Origin of the sequence: Streptomyces sp. NBC_01481 (assembly GCF_026339995.1) — a bacterium.
Lineage (GTDB): Bacteria > Actinomycetota > Actinomycetes > Streptomycetales > Streptomycetaceae > Streptomyces.
The window spans coordinates 1,104,197-1,125,511 of the sequence record NZ_JAPEPT010000003.1; the positions used below are offsets into that span (position 1 = coordinate 1,104,197).

General features: G+C 70.7%; 22 protein-coding genes. 13 read left to right on the forward strand and 9 right to left on the reverse strand.

The features are described 5' to 3' along the window. Positions 1 to 43: 43 nt before the first annotated feature. The gene (locus OOK40_RS21510; protein ID WP_266484238.1) at positions 44 to 1,396 is read left to right on the forward strand and encodes a M64 family metallopeptidase; all 1,353 of its coding nucleotides are present in this window, start codon (positions 44 to 46) and stop codon (positions 1,394 to 1,396) included. Here the strand turns inward: OOK40_RS21510 and OOK40_RS21515 are convergent. The 5 genes from OOK40_RS21515 to OOK40_RS21535 form a co-directional block, all read right to left on the reverse strand. Further along, positions 1,331 to 2,197: a RimK family alpha-L-glutamate ligase gene (locus tag OOK40_RS21515; protein WP_266484240.1), complete on the reverse strand. Its 867-nt coding sequence runs from the start codon at positions 2,195 to 2,197 to the stop codon at positions 1,331 to 1,333. The two genes, OOK40_RS21510 and OOK40_RS21515, sit on opposite strands and share 66 nt — an antisense overlap. Continuing rightward, a complete protein-coding gene (locus OOK40_RS21520; protein ID WP_266484241.1) occupies positions 2,194 to 3,108 on the reverse strand; it encodes a RimK family alpha-L-glutamate ligase in 915 nt (304 codons plus the stop codon). The genes OOK40_RS21515 and OOK40_RS21520 overlap by 4 nt, the downstream gene beginning before the upstream one ends. 409 nt (positions 3,109 to 3,517) lie before the next feature. Further along, positions 3,518 to 4,369: an SAM-dependent methyltransferase gene (locus OOK40_RS21525; protein ID WP_266484244.1), complete on the reverse strand. Its 852-nt coding sequence runs from the start codon at positions 4,367 to 4,369 to the stop codon at positions 3,518 to 3,520. A gap of 248 nt (positions 4,370 to 4,617) precedes the next feature. Continuing rightward, positions 4,618 to 5,076: a CBS domain-containing protein gene (locus OOK40_RS21530; protein WP_266484246.1), complete on the reverse strand. Its 459-nt coding sequence runs from the start codon at positions 5,074 to 5,076 to the stop codon at positions 4,618 to 4,620. Positions 5,077 to 5,165: 89 nt separating this feature from the next. Then, positions 5,166 to 5,465, reverse strand: a complete 300-nt coding sequence (locus OOK40_RS21535; RefSeq protein ID WP_266484248.1) for a hypothetical protein — start codon at positions 5,463 to 5,465, stop codon at positions 5,166 to 5,168. A 195-nt stretch (positions 5,466 to 5,660) separates the two neighbouring features. Between OOK40_RS21535 and OOK40_RS21540 the strand changes: the two genes are divergently transcribed. After that, the gene (locus OOK40_RS21540; RefSeq protein ID WP_266484251.1) at positions 5,661 to 6,638 is read left to right on the forward strand and encodes an ABC transporter substrate-binding protein; all 978 of its coding nucleotides are present in this window, start codon (positions 5,661 to 5,663) and stop codon (positions 6,636 to 6,638) included. Positions 6,639 to 6,657: 19 nt separating this feature from the next. Here the strand turns inward: OOK40_RS21540 and OOK40_RS21545 are convergent, their stop codons facing one another. Next, positions 6,658 to 7,794 carry a hypothetical protein gene (locus OOK40_RS21545; RefSeq protein WP_266484253.1) on the reverse strand — a complete coding sequence of 379 codons (1,137 nt, stop codon included), beginning with the start codon at positions 7,792 to 7,794 and terminating at the stop codon, positions 6,658 to 6,660. 154 nt (positions 7,795 to 7,948) lie between these two features. Here OOK40_RS21545 and OOK40_RS21550 point away from each other — a divergent pair, with 154 nt between their 5' ends. The 9 genes from OOK40_RS21550 (at position 7,949) to OOK40_RS21590 (ending at position 16,918) form a co-directional block, all read left to right on the forward strand. Further along, positions 7,949 to 9,409, forward strand: a complete 1,461-nt coding sequence (locus tag OOK40_RS21550; RefSeq protein ID WP_266484255.1) for a cellulase family glycosylhydrolase — start codon at positions 7,949 to 7,951, stop codon at positions 9,407 to 9,409. 74 nt (positions 9,410 to 9,483) lie between these two features. Beyond that, a complete protein-coding gene (locus OOK40_RS21555) occupies positions 9,484 to 10,782 on the forward strand; it encodes an alpha/beta fold hydrolase (protein ID WP_266484257.1) in 1,299 nt (432 codons plus the stop codon). Positions 10,783 to 10,810: 28 nt separating this feature from the next. Then, a complete protein-coding gene (locus OOK40_RS21560; RefSeq protein WP_266484259.1) occupies positions 10,811 to 11,557 on the forward strand; it encodes a PIG-L deacetylase family protein in 747 nt (248 codons plus the stop codon). Between the two features lie 90 nt (positions 11,558 to 11,647). After that, entirely contained in the window at positions 11,648 to 12,241 is a 594-nt protein-coding gene (locus tag OOK40_RS21565) for a helix-turn-helix domain-containing protein (RefSeq protein WP_266484261.1), read from the forward strand. A gap of 78 nt (positions 12,242 to 12,319) precedes the next feature. Continuing rightward, positions 12,320 to 13,288, forward strand: coding sequence for an NADPH:quinone oxidoreductase family protein (locus tag OOK40_RS21570; protein WP_266484263.1), 969 nt, complete (start codon positions 12,320 to 12,322; stop codon positions 13,286 to 13,288). After that, positions 13,285 to 14,466 (forward strand): acyl-CoA dehydrogenase family protein, encoded by a 1,182-nt coding sequence (locus OOK40_RS21575; RefSeq protein WP_266484265.1) that lies wholly within the window; start codon positions 13,285 to 13,287, stop codon positions 14,464 to 14,466. The genes OOK40_RS21570 and OOK40_RS21575 overlap by 4 nt, the downstream gene beginning before the upstream one ends. Next, positions 14,463 to 15,542, forward strand: coding sequence for an acyl-CoA dehydrogenase family protein (locus tag OOK40_RS21580; RefSeq protein ID WP_266484267.1), 1,080 nt, complete (start codon positions 14,463 to 14,465; stop codon positions 15,540 to 15,542). Before OOK40_RS21575 ends, OOK40_RS21580 begins: the two co-directional genes overlap by 4 nt. A gap of 195 nt (positions 15,543 to 15,737) precedes the next feature. Continuing rightward, complete coding sequence (locus OOK40_RS21585; protein WP_266484504.1) at positions 15,738 to 16,604, forward strand: phosphatidylinositol-specific phospholipase C/glycerophosphodiester phosphodiesterase family protein; 867 nt, start codon at positions 15,738 to 15,740, stop codon at positions 16,602 to 16,604. A gap of 119 nt (positions 16,605 to 16,723) precedes the next feature. After that, positions 16,724 to 16,918, forward strand: a complete 195-nt coding sequence (locus OOK40_RS21590) for a hypothetical protein (RefSeq protein WP_266484269.1) — start codon at positions 16,724 to 16,726, stop codon at positions 16,916 to 16,918. A gap of 19 nt (positions 16,919 to 16,937) precedes the next feature. Here OOK40_RS21590 and OOK40_RS21595 read toward each other — a convergent pair whose 3' ends face one another. After that, positions 16,938 to 17,297 carry a DUF779 domain-containing protein gene (locus OOK40_RS21595; RefSeq protein ID WP_266484272.1) on the reverse strand — a complete coding sequence of 120 codons (360 nt, stop codon included), beginning with the start codon at positions 17,295 to 17,297 and terminating at the stop codon, positions 16,938 to 16,940. 147 nt (positions 17,298 to 17,444) lie between these two features. On the opposite strand from OOK40_RS21595, the gene OOK40_RS21600 reads away from it, so the two are divergent. Then, positions 17,445 to 18,011, forward strand: a complete 567-nt coding sequence (locus OOK40_RS21600; RefSeq protein ID WP_266484274.1) for a dihydrofolate reductase family protein — start codon at positions 17,445 to 17,447, stop codon at positions 18,009 to 18,011. A 66-nt stretch (positions 18,012 to 18,077) separates the two neighbouring features. Beyond that, entirely contained in the window at positions 18,078 to 18,518 is a 441-nt protein-coding gene (locus tag OOK40_RS21605; RefSeq protein WP_266484276.1) for a nitroreductase family deazaflavin-dependent oxidoreductase, read from the forward strand. Positions 18,519 to 18,541: 23 nt separating this feature from the next. Here OOK40_RS21605 and OOK40_RS21610 read toward each other — a convergent pair whose 3' ends face one another. Together OOK40_RS21610 and OOK40_RS21615 are read right to left on the reverse strand one after the other, a co-directional pair. Beyond that, the gene (locus tag OOK40_RS21610) at positions 18,542 to 19,894 is read right to left on the reverse strand and encodes a hypothetical protein (RefSeq protein ID WP_266484277.1); all 1,353 of its coding nucleotides are present in this window, start codon (positions 19,892 to 19,894) and stop codon (positions 18,542 to 18,544) included. A gap of 76 nt (positions 19,895 to 19,970) precedes the next feature. Continuing rightward, a complete protein-coding gene (locus OOK40_RS21615; RefSeq protein ID WP_266484280.1) occupies positions 19,971 to 21,293 on the reverse strand; it encodes a cell wall metabolism sensor histidine kinase WalK in 1,323 nt (440 codons plus the stop codon). Positions 21,294 to 21,315: the final 22 nt, after the last annotated feature.

Consider the following 21,315-nt stretch of genomic DNA (forward strand, 5'->3'; position numbering starts at 1 on the left):
TACTTAATCGACGACTTAACTTCCTTGACAGGGGGAGCACTTCATGCGTTCAGCACGGGGCAGTGCCCTGGCGGCGGCCGGCGTGGCCGCTGTCCTCGCGGCCGTTCTGGCGGCCGCACCCGGCAGCGCGGCCGCCGGTGCGCCGACGCCGGGCAGGAGCGGTGTCGAGGTCGAGATACCCGGGCCGGAGCACGGCGCAGCCGCCGGATCCGGCCACACGCACGTACCGAAGGAGGGCCAAGGCCGGCCGGCCTCCCGGCTCTCGGCGGTCGAGGAGGCCGCCGACGGCGAGGTCACCAAACTGGTGGACAACGGCTCCACCGCCGACCGGCTGGACATCGTCGTCGTCGGGGACGGCTATACCGCCGCCGAGATCGCGCAGTTCCACATCGACGCCAAGGAGAAGTGGGCCGAGGTGGCGGCCGTCGAGCCGTACACGACGTACCAGGGCCTCTTCAACGTCTGGGCGGTCGACGCCGTGTCGAACCAGTCCGGAGTCTCCGGCGACCCCGGTCCTGAGACGGTCCGCGACACCGCCCTCGGCTCGTACTTCTGGTGCGACGACATCGAGCGGCTGCTCTGCATCGACCAGGACAAGGTCGACGGCTATGTGGCGAAGGCCCCCGAGGCCGACCTGGTGCTCGTCCTCGCCAACAGTGCCAAGTACGGCGGCGCGGGCTACAACGAGCCGAGCGCGAGCCTCGGCTACGAGGGCATCTCGACCGCATCGGCGGGCAACGACAAGTCCGGCCAGGTCGCCATCCACGAGACCGGCCACTCGCTGGGCAAGCTCGCGGACGAGTACTACTACCCCGGCTACCCGGGCTACGAGGAGTACACGGGGGCCGAGCCCGCCGAACCCAACATCTCCACCCTGGCCGCCGACGACATGTCGGGGCAGGGCGCCAAGTGGCACCGTTGGCTCGGCGAACAGTCGCCCGACGGCGGTACGGTCGGCACGTACGAAGGCGGGGGCTTCTACGTCAAGGGGCTGTACCGGCCCACCGACAACTCCTTGATGCGTTCTCTCGGCAAGCCCTTCAACCTGCCCGGTGTCGAGGCGATGATCGCCGGCTTCTACCGCCATGCCAGGGTCGTCACCGCCGTCACTCCCACCGCCCCCACCCTCCGGGCGGGAAACACCGCGAAGATCGCCGTACCCCGGCTGGCAGGCGCGGACGGGCATCAGCTCAGGATCCGCTGGTACCTGGACGGCAGGGAGTTGAGGTTCTTCGAGGGCCGTAAGCAGATACGGGTGTCGGAGCTGGCCCCGCGGCTGATCGACCGGCGCCCGCACTCGCTGTCGGTCACCGCCGAGGACCGTACGGCCTCAGTGCGCGACCCGGAAATCGCCGGGACGCTGAAGTCCACCACCGGCTGGACGATCCGCCTCTGACGCCGAGCGGCTCGCCTCTGCACGGTCCAGGGCCAGTGCCACCAGCGCCTCCGGGGCGCCGGACTGGCCCCGGACTCCGGGGAAGGCGTTGATGTCCACGATCAGCGGCGCGCCGTCCCCCGTCTCGATGATGTCCACGCCGTAGACGTCGAGTTCGAAGACCTCGCCGAGCCGGCGCACCAAGGCCGGCCAGCCGGGCGGCAGGTCTTCGGGGGCGAGCGGCAGTGAGGGACCCCGGCCCCCGGGGAAAAGTTCGGAACGGCGCAGTGCGGCGAAGAGCCCGTCTCCGACCGCCCACAGTTTGTGGTCCCAGCCGCTGTTCGGTGCGAACTCCTGGACCACGACCGGCTCCAGGGGGTGCGCGGCGGCCAGCTCCCGCAGCTGTACGTCGCTGTCGAGACGGGCCACCAGGTCGTGCCGTCGACTGTGGCGGCTCTTGACCACCACCGGGCCGGGGAGCCCTGGTCCGGAGGCCAGTTGGGCGAGCGTGGCGAAGGTGCGGGTGGCCGCGAACGGGAGGCCCGCCCGACGTGCCTTGTGCGCCATCGCCGTACGGTCCTGGCACAGCGCGGTCGCCGCGGCCGAGTTCACCACCGCGGCGCCGCGCCGCTCCAGATCGCGGGCGAGGGCCAGGGCGCGTGGCGTACGCGACTTGAGCAGGTAGACGTCGGCGAGCGGCCCGGGGACTTCCGCCACAGTTCTCGGATCCAGCGTCTCCACCTGATGCACGGGCGTGAGCAGGGCGGTGGCGGCGGCCAGCAGCGGATGCCCGGGCTCGGGCGTGATCAGGCCGATCCTCATGTGCTCTCGCCCGCCGCCGCGGGAACCTGCACCGGAGCCTGAGCCGGGAGTTGCACGGGATGCGGACGGGCCGAGTGCAGCACGGCCGTTCTGGAGGACCCGCCCGTGCGGGCCAGCCCGAGCACGGCTCGTGCCACCCGGGCCGCGGCGTCGGGGACCTGACGGAAGCTCGGAAAGTCGTTGACATCGACGACTACGGGGCCGTCCGGTCCCAGCACCACGTCCACGCCGTACAGATCGAGGCCGTAGACCGCCCCGACCCGGGCGGCTATCGCGGCCACCTCGGCCGACAGCGGCACACGGCGTTCCGGCACCGAGCGGTCCGGGTGGAGCGGGGAGCGGCGCTCGGTCGCGTACAGCTCGCCGCCGACGCAGTACACCTTGACGTCGATGCCCGAGTTGGTCACATACGGCTGGGCGATGAGCATGCCCTCCCCCGCCAGTTCGGGGACCATCGCGGCGAGCCCGTCCGGCGACGGGACCAGGTACACGGCCCGTCCCGAGCTGCCGTCGGCGGGCTTGACCACCAGCGGGTACTGCGACGCCGGTATCTCCGCCAGCAGTTCGGGCCGCGCCGCCGCGTAGGTGGGCGGCAGCGGAAGCCCACGGCTGCGGCCGATCGCGGCGGCCAGCGCCTTGTCCCGTACACCCCGTATCGCCCGGGCGTCGTTGACGGTCGTCATCCCCGCCGAGGCCGCGGCTTCGAGCAGGGTCAGCCCCGGGCCTCCGGAGACCGTCTTGAGAACCCACGCGTCGTGAGTACCGGCCTGCACCACTTCGGTCATGTGCAGCAGGGAACCGCCGGGCCGCAGCACGTCCACCCGGTGCCCCCAGGAGGTCAGCCGGCGGATCACCTCGACCGGCATGCCGTCGTGCCGGTAGTGCTCCTCCACCAGGAAGCAGAGCCTCATCGACCTTCCCCGTAACCCCCGGACGTCCGCCGATCCCGTCCGGCGAGTTGTGACATCACAGGATGTCATGGACGTCGTGAGGTGATCTCCCCGGCGTCCGCCGGTGCTTCACGGAGCCTCACACCTCGACGGCGTCCTCGCGCTCGGGCGCGGGTGGGACCAGGAGGGCGGCGAGAACCGCGGCGGTCGCGAGAATGCCCGCGCCCCAGGCGGCGGCCACGGTAAGGCGGCCTTTCACCGGATGCGCAGCGCGGCGGTGAGCTCGACCAGCCCTTGCGCGAAGGCATCGCGGACGAGGACCTCACGGCTGTGGAGCGGGTCCTCGTCCGGATGTGTGACAACGTCGCGGACTGAAGCGAGCCGGCTGAAGCGGTCCGGCTGAAGCGGGAGTTGCCGGTGCGGCGGCCCCCTACGACTTGCGCAGCAGCCCGCCGTACTCGTAGATGCCCGTGTTCTTCTCGGTGGCGCCCAGGTACGGGGCCAGCGCCTCGTGCACCGGGGCGAGGCCCGGCTGGTCGGGGTCCGGGCGCCAGTCGGCGAGGTTGACCAGTCCCGGCTCCACCGGGTCCAGCCCGTCCAGGAAGACGTCGAGTTCGGCAGGGGTGCGGGTCTGCCACGGGATGCCGCTTTCCGAGATGTGCTCGGTCATCTGGGCGCCCCTGGCCGGATCGTCGGAGACGACCTGGGACAGACCCAGATAGCTGCCCGGTGCCGCCTCGTCGATGACGGTGCGCAGGACCCGGCGCGGATCGTCGGCGTCGGTGAGGTGGTGGCCCACGGACAGGAACAGCACCGCAACGGGCTCGCGGAAGTCGATCAGCCGCCGGACCTCGGGGTGGTCGAGTACCGACTGCTGGTCCCGCATGTCGGCCGTGATGACGGTCGTGGAGTCGTCGTCGGCGAGCAGCGCCCGGCCGTGTGCCAGCACGATGGGGTCGATGTCGACATAGACGACGCGTGCGTCCGGTGCGAAGCGCCGGGCGACCTGGTGGACATTGTTGTCGGTCGGCAGGCCGCACCCCATGTCGAGGATCTGGCGGATGCCCGCCTCCTGCGTCAGATAGCGCACGGCCCGGAAGAGGAACTGGCGGTTCTGCCGTGCGATGTCCACGCACTCGGGGAACGACGGCAGCGTGGAGAGGAGAAAGGCACGGTCGACGTCGTAGTTGTCCTTGCCTCCCAGCATCCACCCATAGGCTCGTGCCGAGGTGGGCACGTCGAAGGGTATCGAGGTCGTGCCGGACTGCCTGTCATCGGCCATGCGTGTTCTCCGCCTCTCCGTCCGCGGAGCCCCGCTCCGCCGTGGCGAGACTACCCTCTGCCGGTGTCTGTCATGGCCGGTTCGCGAGGGTCAACTCGCCCGCTGACAAGGGAGATTGGCGTCCGGATCGTCCAACTCGGGTATTCCCGCCCCGCGGGGCGAGGCGAAGACCCCGCCCCGGGGCAGGGGACGGGGCCATGAGGCCGCTCGTGAAAGCCCGACGAGACGACTCGGCCCAGGTTGTCGGGTCAGCCCTGGGACTGACCCGACATCGGGGCCGCTGCGTACACACGGGTCGCGAACTCGGCGATCTGCTCGTCGCTCAGGTTCTTCGCAAGGTTGGCCTCCGTGATCATGCCGACCAGACGGTGACCACCCTTGACGTCGATCACCGGGAGCCGCCTGATCTGGTGCTCCTCCATGGTCGTCAGGACTTCGGTCGCCTCCGCCTCGGCGTCGATCCAGTGCACCTTGGCATTGAGGGATCCGGCCTGCACGGTCGCCGGGTCGACGCCTTCGGCGCAGCACCTGACGACGATGTCACGGTCGGTGATCAAGCCTGTGAGCTTGTTGTTGTCGCCGCAGATGGGCAGGCAACCGACGTTCAGGTCGCGCATCATCTTCGCCGCGTCGAAGAGCGACTGGTGCGCCCCGACGCACTGCACGCCGCCGGACATGATGTCCCGGGCTCGCAGCTTCTCAGCCATGATTTCCTCCCGTCCTCGAGAGCGTTGTGTCCTCTGCCATCGATCACAACACGAATGGCGCAACACCGCTCCCTGGATGCGCCGGGCTGTCAAGGCTCCAGATGGCTGAATCCCACCTCGAAGCGTTCGACCGAGACAACCCGTTGGCCCTCCCGCTGGGCGACCTGGTCGCGAAGCCGGTTCGCCTGGTCCTCGCTGGCGTACATGGTCTTCTCGTCGTCCCACAAGGTCAGCGATTTGGCCTTTCCGGAGGCCCGGTCGACGAGGTAGTACACGCCCCGGAAGCCGGGGGCCTCCCGCACATCTTTGAGAACCGCTTCCCAGTTCGCGGTCAGGTCCCCCTGCGCCGGGACCGGTGAACCCTGGTACGTGCTGAGCCTCACGAACATGGCTGCCAACCCTTCCTGGCCGGCTGCCGGCCGGGGGCAGGCAGCTCTCCAGGACAAGGGTGCTCCGGCAGGCCGCACACCGCACGACGAGCGGCCGCGACCCAGCGTGTATGGCCCGCCTGTCGGGTGCCGGCGGGCCGTAGGCGTGCGCATGGAAAACGCGCGCCCGCCCCGCGCCCGCGCTGCAATGGACGGGTGACCGGGGCGAGGCAGATCTGGACGAGGGCGCGGCACGCTCTCGCGTCCGCCGTGCTGGTGACCGTCGTCGCCTGTTCGGCCGGGCCGTCCCCCGCGAACCTGGGTGCTGTCACGGAGTCGCCCGGCGCCACCAAGCATCTGACGATCGGTTCCGCGGGCTTCACCGAGAGCGATCTGCTCGCCCAGATGTACGCGCTGCTCCTCGGCGAGGCCGGATACCGCACCCGGATCCAGTCCGTCCCCAGCCGGGAGATCTACGAGCCGGCGCTGGAGAGCGGCCGGATCGATGTGGTGCCCGAGTACGCCGCCGCCTTCGCGGACTGGCTGAACGCCAAGGTCAACGGCCCCGGCGCGGGCACGGTCGGTTCGCCCGACCTCGCAAAGACGATGGCGGCCCTGCGGAAGCTGGCGACACCACGCGGTCTGACCGTCCTCGACGCGGGCAAGGCCGCCGACCAGTACGCCTTCGCCGTCAGTGCGTCCTTCGCCCGGGAGCTCGGGCTCACAACGCTCAGCGACCTGGGGAAGACCAAGCTGCCTGTGCGGCTCGCGGCGGACGAGGAGTGCGTCCAACGTCCTGACTGCGCACCCGGACTGAAGAAGACGTACGGAATCGACATCACGGCGGTCGATCCCCTGGGTGTCGGCACCACCCCTGCCAAACAGGCCGTCCAGAGCGGCCGGGACCAGATGCTGCTCACCACGACCACCGACGCGACGCTCGACGACTTCGGTCTCGTCCCGCTCGCGGACGACAAACACCTGCAGAACGCCGACTACATCGTGCCCGTCGTCAACCGGGCCGGGGCGGGCGGCGAAGGGGTCACGCGCGCACTGGGCAGGCTCAACACCGCACTGACAACCGCTGATCTGGCCCGGCTCAACGAGCAGGTGGACAGCCACGGTCGGCCGCCCAAGGACGTGGCCAGGAAGTATCTTGAGTCGAAGAAGCTGCTCCCCGAGTCCGGCGGCTGAACGCGGGCGCCCGAGGCTCTTACGCCACCGGGCCGGTGTGCAGGCTCTCCAGGCGCCGTTGCAGCACCTGCAGCGCCCCGCGCTGACGGCCCGGAACACTGCGGCGCAGCCGGACCAGCGCAGGCGCGAGCGCCCGCGCCCGGGGCAGGTCCCGGATCTGTTCCCACTGGTGATGAGCGCGGTCGACCGCACCCTCGACATCGGCGTCGTCGGTGGCCTGCCGGCGCGTCAGCCGGGCCTCCGCCGCAGCCATCCACAACTCGCAGCTGAGGGCCGGATCCTGAGCGAGCCGCGCGAGATCGGCCCGGACTTCCAGCCAGTGGATCGCCTGCACCGATCCGGGGCCGTGGGTGCGCAGCTCCCGCTGCTCCCAGGCGGCGGCAGCGGCGGCAGCCTCCGTGTGCCGCCCGGCCCCGGCGGCGGCGAGAATCGCCGGGTGCGGATCCTCGCGAGGCTCCGGAGCACTGGCCGGCCCTGTGGCCTGTACGGGCGGGGGAGCGCCGATCGCCAGCAGCAGGGCATCCTCATCACCCGCTCGGGCCGCGGCCTGCTCGTGCAGGGTGGCCGGGTCCGGCCGTGCCCCGCTGCGCCAGATCGCCGCGCACGCCTTCAGATAGGCGGGAGTTGCGGCTTCCCGGCTGCGCCGGAGAGCCGGGCAGACGCGCCCGTAGAGACGGATGCCCGGTCCGAGACCGAGGCCGTGCGAAGCGAGGTGCTGCCAGGCATCGGCGTCGGCGACGAGGTCGACGACGAGGGTGGTGGTGCCGGGCCGCCGGATCGCCGTTTCGGCGGCCAGCCAGTGCCACGGAAGCGCCGTGTAGCGCATGGTCGTCGGCGTGGTCCGGGCGAGGGCGAGATGCAACAGCCGCTGTTTGCGGTCCAGTTGGAGCTGGCCCGCGATATAGAGGAACAGCGGTCCCGCCGCGGTCGCCGCCGCCCGGATCCGGGTGAGGACGGTCTGCGGATCGAGGGGATCGGCGAGTTCGACGACCGTCGCCGCCGGGGTTCCGGTGAGCGCGCTGGGCGGGACGGCTGCGAGCGTGGGCAGTACGGAACTCGCGTCCACGAGACGGCCCTTGCCGACCGGGGCGGCCGCGATGAGCAGCGCCGTTCCCGGTTCTGCCGTGTCCCCTTCGTTGATCACCACACGCAGCACCGTAGCCGACCGCAGCTGCGGCCGACGGCGCCCGGCGTCGAGCGGCCCGCCGTCGGCTTTCTTGTCATGACCCTTGCAGGGAGGGGTCGGCGCTGCTATTCCATCGGTTAGGAAAGTTTCCTTTCAGTTCTCTGTACAGGCAATGGAGACCCCCATGAGACGGGCACAGTACTGGTTACGCTCGCTCGGCGGCGTCGGCACAGCCGTCACCGCTCTGCTCCTCGGCCTCACCGGCGCGCCGTCGGCCCCCGCCGCCGAAGCTCCGGCCGCCGCCGTCATCCACGAAGCCGAGAACGCGGTCGTCTCGCAAGGCGCAGTGGAGTCCAATCATGCCGGATTCACCGGCAGCGGATTCGTCAACTACAACAACCTCTCCGGCAGTCATGTCGAGTGGACGGTCAACGCCGCCCAGGCCGGTACCACCTCGCTGACCATCCGCTTCGCCAACGGCACCACGACCAGCCGCCCGATGGACATCACCGTCAACGGCGCCGTCGCCGCCACGGCCCGCGCCTTCCCCGGCACAGGCGCCTGGACCTCCTGGTCGACGACCACTGTCAACGCCACTCTCAAGGCGGGTGCGAACACCGTCCGGGCCACCGCCACCACCGCCAACGGCGGTCCCAACGTCGACAGTCTCACCACGGACGCGGGCGGCCCCGCGCCCGGCGGCAAGACGCCCGTCGAGATCAACGGACAGCTCAAGGTCTGCGGCACCAAGCTCTGCAACCAGTACGGCAAGCCCATCCAGCTGCGCGGCATGAGCACCCACGGTCTGCAGTGGTACAGCCAGTGCGTGACCTCCGGCTCACTCGACGCCCTGGCCACCGACTGGAACGCCGACGTCCTGCGCATCTCCATGTACATCCAGGAGGGCGGCTACGAGACCAATCCGCGCAAGTTCACCGACCTGGTCCACTCGATCATCGAACAGGCCACCGCGCGCGGTATGTACGCCATCGTCGACTGGCACATGCTCAGCCCCGGCGACCCGAACCACAACCTCTCCCGCGCCAAGACCTTCTTCACCGAGATCGCTCAGCGCCACGCCAGCAAGAACAACCTGCTGTACGAGATCGCCAACGAGCCCAGCGGCGTGAGCTGGTCGAAGATCAAGAGCTACGCCGAGCAGCTCATCCCGGTGATCCGGCAGCACGACCCGGACACCCCGGTCCTCGTCGGCACCCGCGCCTGGTCCTCCCTCGGTGTCTCCGAGGACTCGGACGAGACCGAGATCGTGAACAACCCGGTCAAGGCGTCCAACATCATGTACACCTTCCACTTCTACGCGGCATCTCACGGCACCGAGTACCTCAGCACCCTCTCCCGTGCCGCCGACAAACTCCCCATGTTCGTGACCGAGTTCGGCACCCAGACCGCATCCGGCGACGGCGGGAACAACTTCACCAGGTCCCAGCAGTACATCGACCTGATGGCGAGCAAGAAGATCAGCTGGTCCAACTGGAACTACTCCGACGACGAACGCTCCGGCGCCGTCTTCAAGGGCGGCACCTGCGAGGGGAACGGTCCCTGGACCGGCACCGGGCCGCTCAAGCCCGCCGGCGTCTGGGTCCGTGACCGCGCCAGGACCCCGGACGACTTCCCGACGGGCTGACCAGGACTCCCTGTGTCTCCCTGCCCGCCCCATGTGATCCCATGGGCGGGCAGGGACACAGAACAGGAGCATCAGTGACCAGCTATCGCCAGCCGGGAATCGTCCTGACCGACCGGCACTTCACCGTCCCGCTCGACCACGCCGACCCGGCGGGCGAGCAGCTCGACCTGTTCGGCCGCGAGGTCGTCGCGAGCGGACGGTCCGGTGCCGATCTGCCCTGGCTGGTCTATCTGGAGGGCGGCCCCGGCTTCGGAGCCCGCCGCTTCGTCGGCAAGCAGGCATGGCTCGGGCGGGCGGTGCAGGAGTACCGGGTCCTCCTCCTGGACCAGCGCGGCACCGGCCGGTCCTCCCCCCTGAACCGGCAGACCCTGCCCCTGCGCGGCGGGCCCCGGGCCCAGGCCGACCACCTCGCCCTCTTCCGCGCCGACAGCATCGTGCGCGACTGCGAGACCATCCGGCCGCTGCTCACCGGCGGCGCGCCGTGGACCGTGCTCGGCCAGAGCTTCGGCGGATTCTGCGCCACGCACTATCTCTCCACCGCCCCCGAAGGGCTGCGGACTGTACTCGTCACGGGCGGTCTGCCCGCCCTGGACGCCTGTGCCGATGACGTCTACCGCGCCGCGTATCCCCGCATCCAGCGCAAGGTCGAGGCGCACTACGCCCGCTATCCGCAGGACGTGCGCCGGGCGCGCCGGATCGCCGAATACCTCGCCGAGCACAAGACCGAGCTGCCCGGCGGCTATCTGCTCACCCCCGAGGCCTTCCAGTCGCTGGGCATTCTGCTCGGCGGCGGGGACGGCAGCCACCAGCTCCACTATCTGCTGGAGGACGCCTTCGTCCGTACGGGCGCGGGGTACGAACTGTCCGACGCGTTCCAGGAAGCCGTGCTCGGGACCCTCTCGTACGCGGGACATCCGCTGTACGCCGTGCTGCACGAGGCGATCTACGCCCAGGGCGCGGGGCCGACCGCCTGGGCCGCCGAGCGGGTCAGGGCAGAATTCCCGCAGTTCGACGTCGCGACCGCCCTGGACGGGGACGTCCCGCTGCTGTTCACCGGGGAGAGCGTCCACCCCTGGCACTTCGAGGTGGACCCCGCCCTGCGAGCGCTGCGCGAGAGCGCCGGACTGCTGGCCGCCCGCACCGACTGGACCCCGTTGTACGACGCGGCACGGCTCGCCGCCAACCAGGTGCCCGTCGCCGCGGCCGTCTACCACGACGACATGTACGTCGACACCGAGCACTCGCTGCGCACCGCCCGTACCATCCGCGGACTGCGCACCTGGGTCACCGACGAGTACGAGCACGACGGGGTGCGGGCGAGCGGGCAGCGGGTGCTCGACCGGCTGCTCTCGCTGGCCCACGGAGAGGTATGACGCCCGGTCAGCGTCGTATCCTGCCCGCATGAACGAGCCTGCGCCCGAGCAGCTGGAACCCATGCCCGACGACTGGCAGCGCGCGCTGGCGGTCGTCGCGCACCCGGACGACCTCGAGTACGGCTGCGCCGCGGCCGTCGCCGGCTGGACCGACGGCGGACGGGAGGTCTCGTACCTTCTCGCCTCCCGTGGCGAGGCGGGCATCGACACGATGGATCCGGCCACGTGCGCCCCGCTGCGCGAGCAGGAGCAGCGGGCGAGCGCGGCCGTCGTCGGAGTGTCCTCCGTGGAGTTCCTGGACCACAGGGACGGTGTCATCGAGTACGGGACCGAGCTGCGCCGGGACATCGCGGCCGCCATCCGCCGCCACCGGCCCGAGCTGGTGATCACCCTCAACCACCGGGACACCTGGGGCGGCACCGCCTGGAACACCCCCGACCACCGCGCGGTCGGCCGGGCCACCCTGGACGCCGCCGCGGACGCCGGAAACCGCTGGATCTTCCCCGAACTCATCGCCGAACAGGGCCTTCAGCCCTGGAACGGGGTGCGCTGGGTGGCGGTCGCGGGCACCACGACGCCCACCCACGCCGTCGACGCGACGCCGGGTCTTGAGCGCTCCGTCCTCTCCCTGCTGGAGCACCGCACCTATATCGAGGTGCTGACGGACCAGGATCCCGAGGAGTACTGCAGGGCCTTTCTGACCGGGTACGCCCAGCAGGCGGCGGCACTCTTCGGCGGCAGGCCCGCCGTGACCTTCGAGCTGTTCGGCCGCTGATACCGGCGGCCGTTTCCGGCTCGGACCGTCATAGGCGTGCACGATCGGCCCACTCTCGCCCGATTGACAAACACGCTTGCCGTTTCTGCAATGGACGGCATGGACGACGACACACAGCTCGATGCCGTACTCAGCGAGGTGGGCCCCCGGCTCCGCAGGATCAGGCGGGAGCGAGGGGCCACGCTCGGGGCGCTGTCCGAGGTGACCGGGATCTCCGTGAGCACCCTGTCCCGTCTGGAGTCCGGGCGCCGCAGGCCCAGTCTCGAGCTGCTGCTGCCCATCGCCCGGGCGCACCAGGTTCCGCTCGACGAGCTGGTCGGCGCGCCGCCGGTCGGCGATCCGCGGGTGCGGGCCAAGCCCATCGTCCGACACGGCCGCACGATGCTGCCGCTGACCCGGCAGCCGGGTGGTCTCCAGGCGTACAAGGTGGTCCAGGAGGCGGGTGCCCCGGTGCCCGAGCCGCGGACGCACGAGGGGTACGAATGGCTGTATGTACTGTCCGGCCGGCTCCGGCTGGTGCTCGGTGACCACGACGTGGTCCTGACCGCGGGGGAGGCGGCGGAGTTCGACACCCGCGTGCCGCACGCCTTCGGGCCGGCGGGGGACGCGCCCGTGGAGTTCCTGAGTCTGTTCGGTCCGCAGGGCGAGCGGATGCATGTGCGGGCGAGACCCAAGCGCGGTTGACGGGGTCTTCCGGAGTGGCAAGCGACCGCTTAGTATGCGACGAGCATGGTACTGCCGACGGTTTGTGGAGGCCCCGAGATGCAGGCATGGCGAGTACACCGGAACGGCGAGCCGAGCGAGGTGATGCGGCTCGAAGAGGTGGACCGGCCCACGCCCGGTGAGGGGCAGCTGCTGCTGAGGGTCCGCGCGGCGAACATCAACTTCCCCGACGCCCTGCTCTGCCGCGGTCAGTACCAGGTGCGGCCCCCGCTGCCCTTCACACCGGGCGTGGAGATCTGCGGCGAGAGTGAGGACGGCCGCCGCGTGATCGCCAACCCCGCACTGCCGAACGGCGGATTCGCCGACTATGTCGTCGCCGACGCCGCGGCCGTGCTGCCCGCGCCCGACGAGCTCGACGACGCCGAGGCGGCCGCCCTGCACATCGGCTACCAGACCGGCTGGTTCGGACTGCACCGTCGCGCGCAGCTACGGGCGGGCGAGACACTGCTCGTCCACGCGGCGGCCGGCGGCGTCGGCAGCGCGGCCGTCCAGCTCGGCAAGGCGGCCGGCGCACACGTCATCGGAGTCGTCGGCGGCGCGGACAAGGCCCGCATCGCGCGCGAGCTCGGCTGCGACGTCGTCATCGACCGCCGCGAGGACGACATCGTCGCCGCGGTCAAGGAGGCCACCGGCGGCCGCGGCGCGAACGTCGTCTACGACCCGGTCGGCGGCGACGCCTACGCCAAGTCGGCCAAGTGCGTCGCCTTCGAGGGCCGGATCGTGATCGTCGGCTTCGCGAGCGGCACGATCCCGAGCCCGGCCCTCAACCACGCCCTGGTGAAGAACTACTCGATCGTCGGCCTGCACTGGGGCCTGTACAACCAGATGGATCCCGTCGCGATCCGCGCCTGCCACGAGGAGCTCACCAAGCTCGCCGCACAGGGCGTGATCAAGCCGCTGATCAGCGGACGCGTCGCCATGAAGGATGCGGCAGACGCCGTCCAGCGCGTCGCCGACGGCACGACCACCGGCCGCCTGGTCGTCATCCCGGAAGGAGATGCCCGATGACGGACGCCGCCGAACTGCTCGCCCGTACCAAGGAGTTGCTGGCCGCACATCCGCCGGCGAGCACGGACCGTACGGACTTTCTGAAGGCGCGCTTCGACGCGGGCCTCGCCTGGGTGCACTACCCGACGGGTCTCGGCGGCCTCGGAGCGCCCCGCACACTCCAGGCCGTCGTGGACGCCGAACTGACCGCCGCGGGCGCACCCGACAACGACCCGCGCCGGATCGGCATCGGCCTCGGCATGGCCGCGCCGACCATCCTCAAGTACGGCTCCGACGAGCTGAAGCAGCGCTTCCTGCGGCCGCTGTGGGTCGGCGAGGAAGTGTGGTGCCAGCTCTTCAGCGAGCCCGGCGCGGGCTCCGACCTCGCCGCGCTCGGCACGCGCGCCGTCAGGGACGGCGACGACTGGATCGTCAACGGGCAGAAGGTGTGGACCTCCAGCGCCCATGTGGCCCGCTGGGCGATCCTCATCGCCCGCACCGACCCCGACCTTCCCAAGCACCGCGGCATCACCTACTTCATCTGCGACATGAGCGACCCCGGTGTCGAGGTGCGCCCGCTGCGCCAGATCACCGGCGAGGCGGAGTTCAACGAGGTCTTCCTGACCGATGTGCGCATCCCCGACGCGCACCGCCTCGGCGAGATCGGCGAGGGCTGGAAGGTCGCGCAGACCACCCTCATGAACGAGCGCGTCTCCATCGGCGGCAGCCGCATCCCGCGCGAGGGCGGCATGATCGGCCCCATCGCGCAGACCTGGCGCGAACGTCCCGACCTGCGCACGCACGATCTGCACCAGCGGCTGCTGACCCTGTGGGTGGACGCCGAGGTGGCCCGGCTGGCCGGCGAAAGGCTGCGCCAGCAGCTCGCCGCGGGCCAGCCGGGCCCCGAGGGCAGCGGAATGAAGCTCGCCTTCGCCCGCCTCAACCAGGAGATCAGCGGCCTGGAGGTCGAACTCCGCGGTGAGGAAGGCCTGTTGTACGACGACTGGACCATGCGCCGTCCCGAACTCGTCGACTTCACCGGGCGCGACGCGGGCTACCGCTATCTGCGCTCCAAGGGCAACTCCATCGAGGGCGGCACCAGCGAAGTGCTGCTGAACATCATCGCGGAACGGGTACTCGGACTGCCTTCCGAGCCACGCAACGACAAGGACGTCGCCTGGAAGGATCTCGCGCGATGACTGACCTGCTGTACTCCGAGGCCGAGGACGACCTGCGCGCCGCCGTACGCTCCCTTCTCACCGACCGCAATGACACTCCGTCCGTCCTTGCGCGCGCCGAGGCCGGTGCGCCGTACGACCCCGGACTGTGGAAGGCGCTCGCCGGGGACATGGGCGCGGCCGGACTGCTCGTGCCCGAGAAGCTCGGCGGCCAGGGCGCGAGCCACCGCGAGGCGGCGGTCGTCCTGGAGGAGCTGGGCCGCGCCGTCGCCCCCGCGCCGTATCTCACGAGCTCGGTCATCGCGACCGAGACGCTGCTCGGACTTGACGTGGATTCAGCCGAAGTGGCGGAGCTCATCGGCGAGTTGGCGGCAGGCAGGAAGACCGCCGTGCTCGCCGTGCCGCTGTCCGCATCCCCGCACGGTCCGCTCCCCGCCGGGGCCTCCAGGATCACCGGGGTCGCGGACGCCACCGTCGCCGATCTGCTGCTCGTCCTGAAGTCCGACGGGCTGTACGCGGTCGAGACGGCGAGCGTCACGGTCGAGGCGCTGACCCCGCTCGATCTCACCCGCCCGCTCTGCGCCGTCACGATCGGCGACACGGCGGGCGGCACGCTTCTCGCCGATGCGGCGACCGGCGAGCGGGCCGTACGGCGCGGGCTGCTCGCCGGGGCCGGGCTGCTCGCCTCCGAGCAGCTGGGTCTCGCCGAGTGGTGCCTCGAGGAGACGGTCCGCCACACCCGCGAACGCCATCAGTTCAACCGCCCCATCGGCTCGTTCCAGGCGCTCAAGCACCGTATGGCGCAGCTGTGGCTCGAGGTCGTCTCGGCCCGCGCCGCGGCCCGCAACGCCGCCGACGCGCTGGCCACCGACAGCCCGGAGGCCGCCCTCTCGGTCGCCGTCGCCCAGGCGTACGGCTCGCGGGTCGCCGTGCACGCCGCCGAGGAGTGCGTGCAGTTGCACGCGGGCATCGGCATGACCTGGGAGCACCCGGCGCATCTGTACCTCAAGCGCGCCAAGTCCGACGAGATCGCGCTCGGCACGCCGGGCCGCCACAAGGAGAAACTGGCCGAACTGGTGGACCTCCGGGCTCCGTAGCCCTACCCCGCCCGCCCCCGGCCGCCGCGCTGAACCATCAGCGCGGCGGCCGTCGTATGCCATCCGCACTGACGGTCCGTCACCGCTGACGACCCGGTGACGGATGGCCGAACTCTTCGCGCTGCACTGCCCATTGGGCCGCCCGCGACGGATACTCGCCGATGTCCCTCCCGACCCGCAGAGCCCGGAGGCACCATCGTGCTGACTACCCGTCGCAGAGCCGTCACCACCATCGCCGCCGCACTGGCCGCCACCGTCGCCGCGCCCGCCTATGCGCAGGCCGCGCAGCAGCACGGCGGACAGACCCGCCCCAAGCCGCTGCGCCGGGCCCATGCCCACAACGACTATCTGCACCAACGGCCCCTGCACGACGCCCTGTCGCACGGCTTCACCAGCGTGGAGGCGGACATCTTCCTCGTGAACGGCGAGCTGCTCGTCGCCCACGAGCCGGCGGACCTCGACCCGACCCGCACCCTGCGCTCGCTCTACCTCGACCCGCTGCTCGCCCGCGTGAAGGCCAACCACGGCTCGGTGTACCGCGGTTACCGGCGACCCGTACAGCTCCTGATCGACATCAAGACGGACGGCGTCAACGCCTACCTCGAACTCGACCGCCAGCTGCGGCACTACCGGCGGATGCTGAGCAGCTACTCCCACGGCCGGGTCCACCTCGGCGCCGTCACGCCCGTCATCTCCGGCGACCGCGCGGCCCGCGTGCCCATGGAGGCGCAGCGGCAGCGGTACGCCTTCTACGACGGCCGCCTCGACGACCTCGGCACCGCCACCCCCGCCTCCTTCGTCCCGCTGATCTCCAGCAATTGGACGCAGAGCTTCACCTGGCTGGGTACGGGCCCGTTCCCGGCCGCCGAGCGGCAGAAGCTGCACGCGATCGTCGGCGAGGCCCACGATCACGGTCAGCGGGTCCGCTTCTGGGCCACCCCCGACGCGGCGGGGCCCGCCCGCGACGCGATGTGGAGCGAGCTGCTCGCCGCCCGGGTCGACCACATCAACACCGACGACCTGGCGGGCCTGGAGAGCTTCCTGCGCGCCCGCGGCGAGTAATCGAACTGACCCGCAGACAACACCCGTACGGCGGACACGCCAGTCGGCCGTACGGGCCCCTCACTGCGCCAGACTGACCGCCGTACGCCGCGATCCCCGCGCGGCGCAGGAGGTTGGCGATGGCCATTTCGATCTCGATCGTGCTGCTTCTGCTCGTTCTCGCAGTGATCTTTCTGCGCAACGGCGGACTGAAGCTGTCCCACGCGGTTGTCTGCGCCCTGCTCGGCTTCTACCTCGCGAGCACCAGCATGGCGCCGACCATCCAGGAGGGCATCGCGGCCACGGCCAACGTGGTCGGCAGCCTCAGGCCGTGACGTCGCCCGGGCTGAGCCGTCAGCCGCCGTCCACCACATGCGAGCGGATCAGGAATCGCACGCCCTCCGGCGCCTCCAGCGAGAAGCCGCTGCCCCGGCCCTCGACGACATCGACGACGAGCCTGGTGTGGCTCCACACCGCGTACTGGCGCTTGGAGATCCAGAACGAGACCGGCTCCTCGACGCCCTCCACCCGGAGATCCTCCAGCAGCACGTCGGACTCGCCCGTACGGAACTCTCCGTCCAGGTAGCACATCGGCGCGCTGCCGTCGCAGCAGCCGCCGGACTGGTGGAACATCAGCGGACCGTGGGCGGCCCGCAGCCGCCTCAGCAGATCGGCGGCTGCGGGGGTCAGCTCCACGCGCGGGGCATCACTCATCCCGCCAGCAGAGCACCGGCGAGGTTGCAACGCCGTTGCAGCGCCTTCCCGGAAGATCTTTCCCTGGGGCGTCGATCGGGCGAGTTGCCGTTCGACATACGGATGAGGGCGCGAGACGGGTGCGCCACGGAAGCAGGAGGAACGGCCATGAGGAAGATCATCTACTTCGTCCACTCGTCGCTCGACGGACACATCGACGGCCCCGGCGGGGCCTTCGACTGGACGCTGCTCGGACCGGAACTCGCAGCGTACGGCGACGGCCTGCAGGAACGCGCCGACACCTTCCTCTACGGGCGCGTGGTCTGGGAGATGATGGCGGGCTACTGGCCTCACGCCGAGTCGATCTCCGACGACCCGCACGACCTCGCCTTCGCGCCCGTCTGGCGCCGGACTCCGAAAATCGTCTTCTCCCGGACGCTGGAAGCGCCCGAAGGCAACGTCCGCGTGATCGGCGGGGATCTCGCCGAAGAGGTCACCACCCTGAAGCTGAGCCCGGGCAAGGACCTGCTGCTGATGGGCGGTTCGACGCTGCCGGCCGCCCTCACGGACCTCGGTCTGATCGACGAGTACCACATCGTCGTGCACCCGGTGGTCCTCGGCGGCGGCAAGCCGCTGTTCCTCCAGGGCAAGGACCGGCTCAACCTCCAGTTCGTCGAATCGCGGTCCTTCGACGCACGGACCGTGCTGCTCCGCTACGAGCGTCCGGCGGGATGATTGCCCGGATCCCAGGTGTTGAGGCGAGAAGCAAGTCTTCGACTCTTCGACGACGGGATGGATGCCATGCCTCTTGAGGGCGAGTACGAGCCGAGCACCCAGAAGTGGGTACGCGACCAGGTCGACCTGTACGAAAGCTCCGGCGGCACGAAGGGGATCACGCTGCGGGGCCTGCCCGTCATCGTCCTGACCACCCGCGGCGCCAAGAGTGGCAAGATCCGGAAATCCCCGCTGATGCGGGTGGAGCACGAGGGCACGTACGCCGCGGTGGCATCGCTGGGCGGCGCGGCCAAGAACCCGGTCTGGTACGACAACGTCGTGGCCGACCCGCGGGTCGAGCTCCAGGACGGACCGGTGCGCCAGGACATGACGGCGCGTGAGGTGACGGGGGAGGAGAAGGCGCTGTGGTGGGAGCGCGCGGTCGCGGCCTACCCCGACTACGCCGCCTACCAGAGGAAGACGGAGCGCGTGATCCCGGTGTTCGTCCTCGAGCCGGACAGGACCTAGGGGGGGTGGGGTGAAGGCGTTGGTCAGGGCTGAGCGTTGGCGAGTGCGGCCTGCAGCCCGGGCGCCGACTTCGCCGCTGCGGCAGTGTCCTTGTGGTCGGCCGCGTCCCGCAGTTCGCGCAACCGGTCGTCGATCTGTGCTGCTTTCCCGGCCTCGGTGTGGTGGCGGGCTCGTGCCCAGGTGAGTTCGAGACCGGTGACGTCCCCGGCGACCGTACCCGGGTCGCCGGTGGCGGCATCGGTCGCCAACTGCCGTGCCCACAAGGACATCCGGGCCGCCTCGACCGTTGCGAGCGGCTCATAGCGCAGATGCAGATCGAGGTCGTTCTGCGCGACCCTCAGCGCCGCGCTGTGCACCCGCTTCGTATCGCCGGCCTTGACCGCCGCGGTGAGCGTGTCGACATCGCGGTTCATCTGTTTGGCGAGCAGCGGGGGCACCCTGTCCCCGGTCCGGTAGGCGTCCCATGCGGTCCGCACCTTCCGCGCTGCCTCCGGGTCCGCCGTACCGCTCTGTGCCGCGCGGACGGAGTCCGACAGGGCGCTCAGGGCGGCGGGGACGGGTCCGGGCTTCGCGTCGGTGGGCACGGCGAGAGACACCGCTTCGAGGTCGCCGTCCGGGCTCCCGGTCGAGAACTCCCCATATCCGGGGGCGAAGACCTTGTCCTCGCGGCTGCCGTCCATGTGCAGCTCGCGTACGGTCATCGCACCCTTGACGGGCCCGTACGGGCCGTCGATCGTCCGGCCCACGGCCTTGACGCTGACCTCCTCGAAGACGACGCCCGGCACATTCTCCGGCCGGTACACGTCCCCGGCCTTCGGGTGCGCGGGCATGATCATCGCGGCCGGTCCGGTCTTTCCGGCCTTCCAGGTGCCGTCGGTGTCGGCCACCACCCCGTTCTGATAGTTGAAGACATCCTCGCCGAGGTACCAGACGGAACCGTCGTCGGCCTGTGCGAACCAGTCGAGCGCGACCTCTTCGATCCGCCCGTCGGACAGAGCCATGTACTGCAGCGTGCGTACCTTCACCTGCTCTCCCTTGATGGCGATGGAGGTGGTGCCAGGCAGCAGGGTGAACTCGGTCCGGAACGGCTTGCCGCCGACCTGGCCTCCGTAGATCACCTGCTGGACCTGTGAGCTGGGATGCAACGGATTGTTGATGGTCGTCGAATGAGAGAAGACGGGCTTGACCCGGTCCACCCGGTCCTTCTCGGGTGCCAGCGGCATGCACTTTCCGGTCTTCTCTCCGGTGGCCTCGTCAATGATCTGCACGCAGTCCGAACGCGCCTGGGCGTTCCCCGAACCGCTGCCGCAGCCGCCGGTCGCGAGCGTCGCGCCCAGCACCACCGCCACCGCTCCCGCGAGTTTCCCGCTGTTCATGACGCGCCTCCTCGTCTCGTACGCAGACCGTGGCAGCAGGGCGCTGAAGGGACGCTGAACCAAACTGAACCAGCCTTCAGACAAGGTCCTCGCGAGCCGGGAGCGACACCTCGAAACGGGCCCCGCCCAGCGCGCCCCCGGACACCGTCACCGCACCGCCGTGCGCCGCGACCAGCTCCGCGACGATCGCAAGGCCGAGCCCGCTGCCGCCGCCGTCCTCCACGGAACGCGAGCGCGCGTCGTCGAGCCGTACGAACCGCTCGAAGATGCGCTCACGCTCGGCGGCGGGCACCCCGGGCCCGTCGTCCTCGACCCCCACCACGATCCGCCCCTCCTCCTCCGTGAGGTCGAAGGCCACCCGGTGCCGGGCGTGCCGGGCCGCGTTGTCGCCCAGATTGCGCAGCACGCGCAGCAGGCCCTGCGGATCCGCCGCCAGCCGCGCCGGCGACACCCCGGCCGTGCTGATCCGCAGCCCCGTCGCCGCCGTCCGCAGCCGCCGCGCCTCGTCCAGCACGAGGTCGTCGACGTCGACCGGCCGGCGATCCGGGCGCAGCGCCTGCTCGTCGGCGCGGGCCAGCAGCAGCAGATCGTCGACCAGATGCTGGATGCGCAGATTCTCCGCCAGTACGGTCGCCGCCAGCCCTTCCTGCGTCGCCCGGCCAGGATGGGCGAGCGCGACCTCGGCATGCTGGCGGATGGACGCCACAGGGGAGCGCAGCTCGTGCGAGGCGTCCGAGATGAAGCGCCGCTGCGCCTTCTGGGCCCGCTCCAGGCGGTCCAGCATGCGGTTCATGGTGGCGGCGAGCCCCGCGATCTCGTCCTGTCCGCGGGGCAGCGGCACCCGGCGGTGCAGCTGGGAGGAGGAGATCGCCTCCACCTCCGTGCGGATGGCGGCGACCGGGGCCAGCGCACGCCCGACCGCCATCCAGGTGGCCGCCCCGACCAGCAGGAGCAGCAGCGGCAGCCCCACGAGCAGCAGCCTGGTGACGATCTGCGTCGCCTCCGCGACCGCGATCAGCGCCCGCCCGACCAGTACCGTCCTCTGCCCGTCGGGCGCGTCGGCGACCGTTGCCACCACCAGGAACTCGTCCTCGTCCAGCGGGGTGGTGATGCGGCTCTCGCCGTCCCCGCCCGGGCGGGCCAGCGGGGGCAGCTCAGCGACATTCGCGCTGGCGGCCACCACATCGCCGTCGGCGTCCAGGACCTGGATGAACTGCTCGTCGCGATCGGCCACCGCCAGGGACGGCACCCCGCGCCCCGACTCGATGACGGCGGCCACCTGCTCGGCACGAGCACGCGCCGCCTGCCGTACGTCGTCGGTCAGCTCGGCCCTGAGCAGCGCGACCAGCGCCACCGCCCCCGCGACCAGCCCCACCGCGACGACGACGACGGCCGCCACGGTCGACCGGAACCTGACCCCG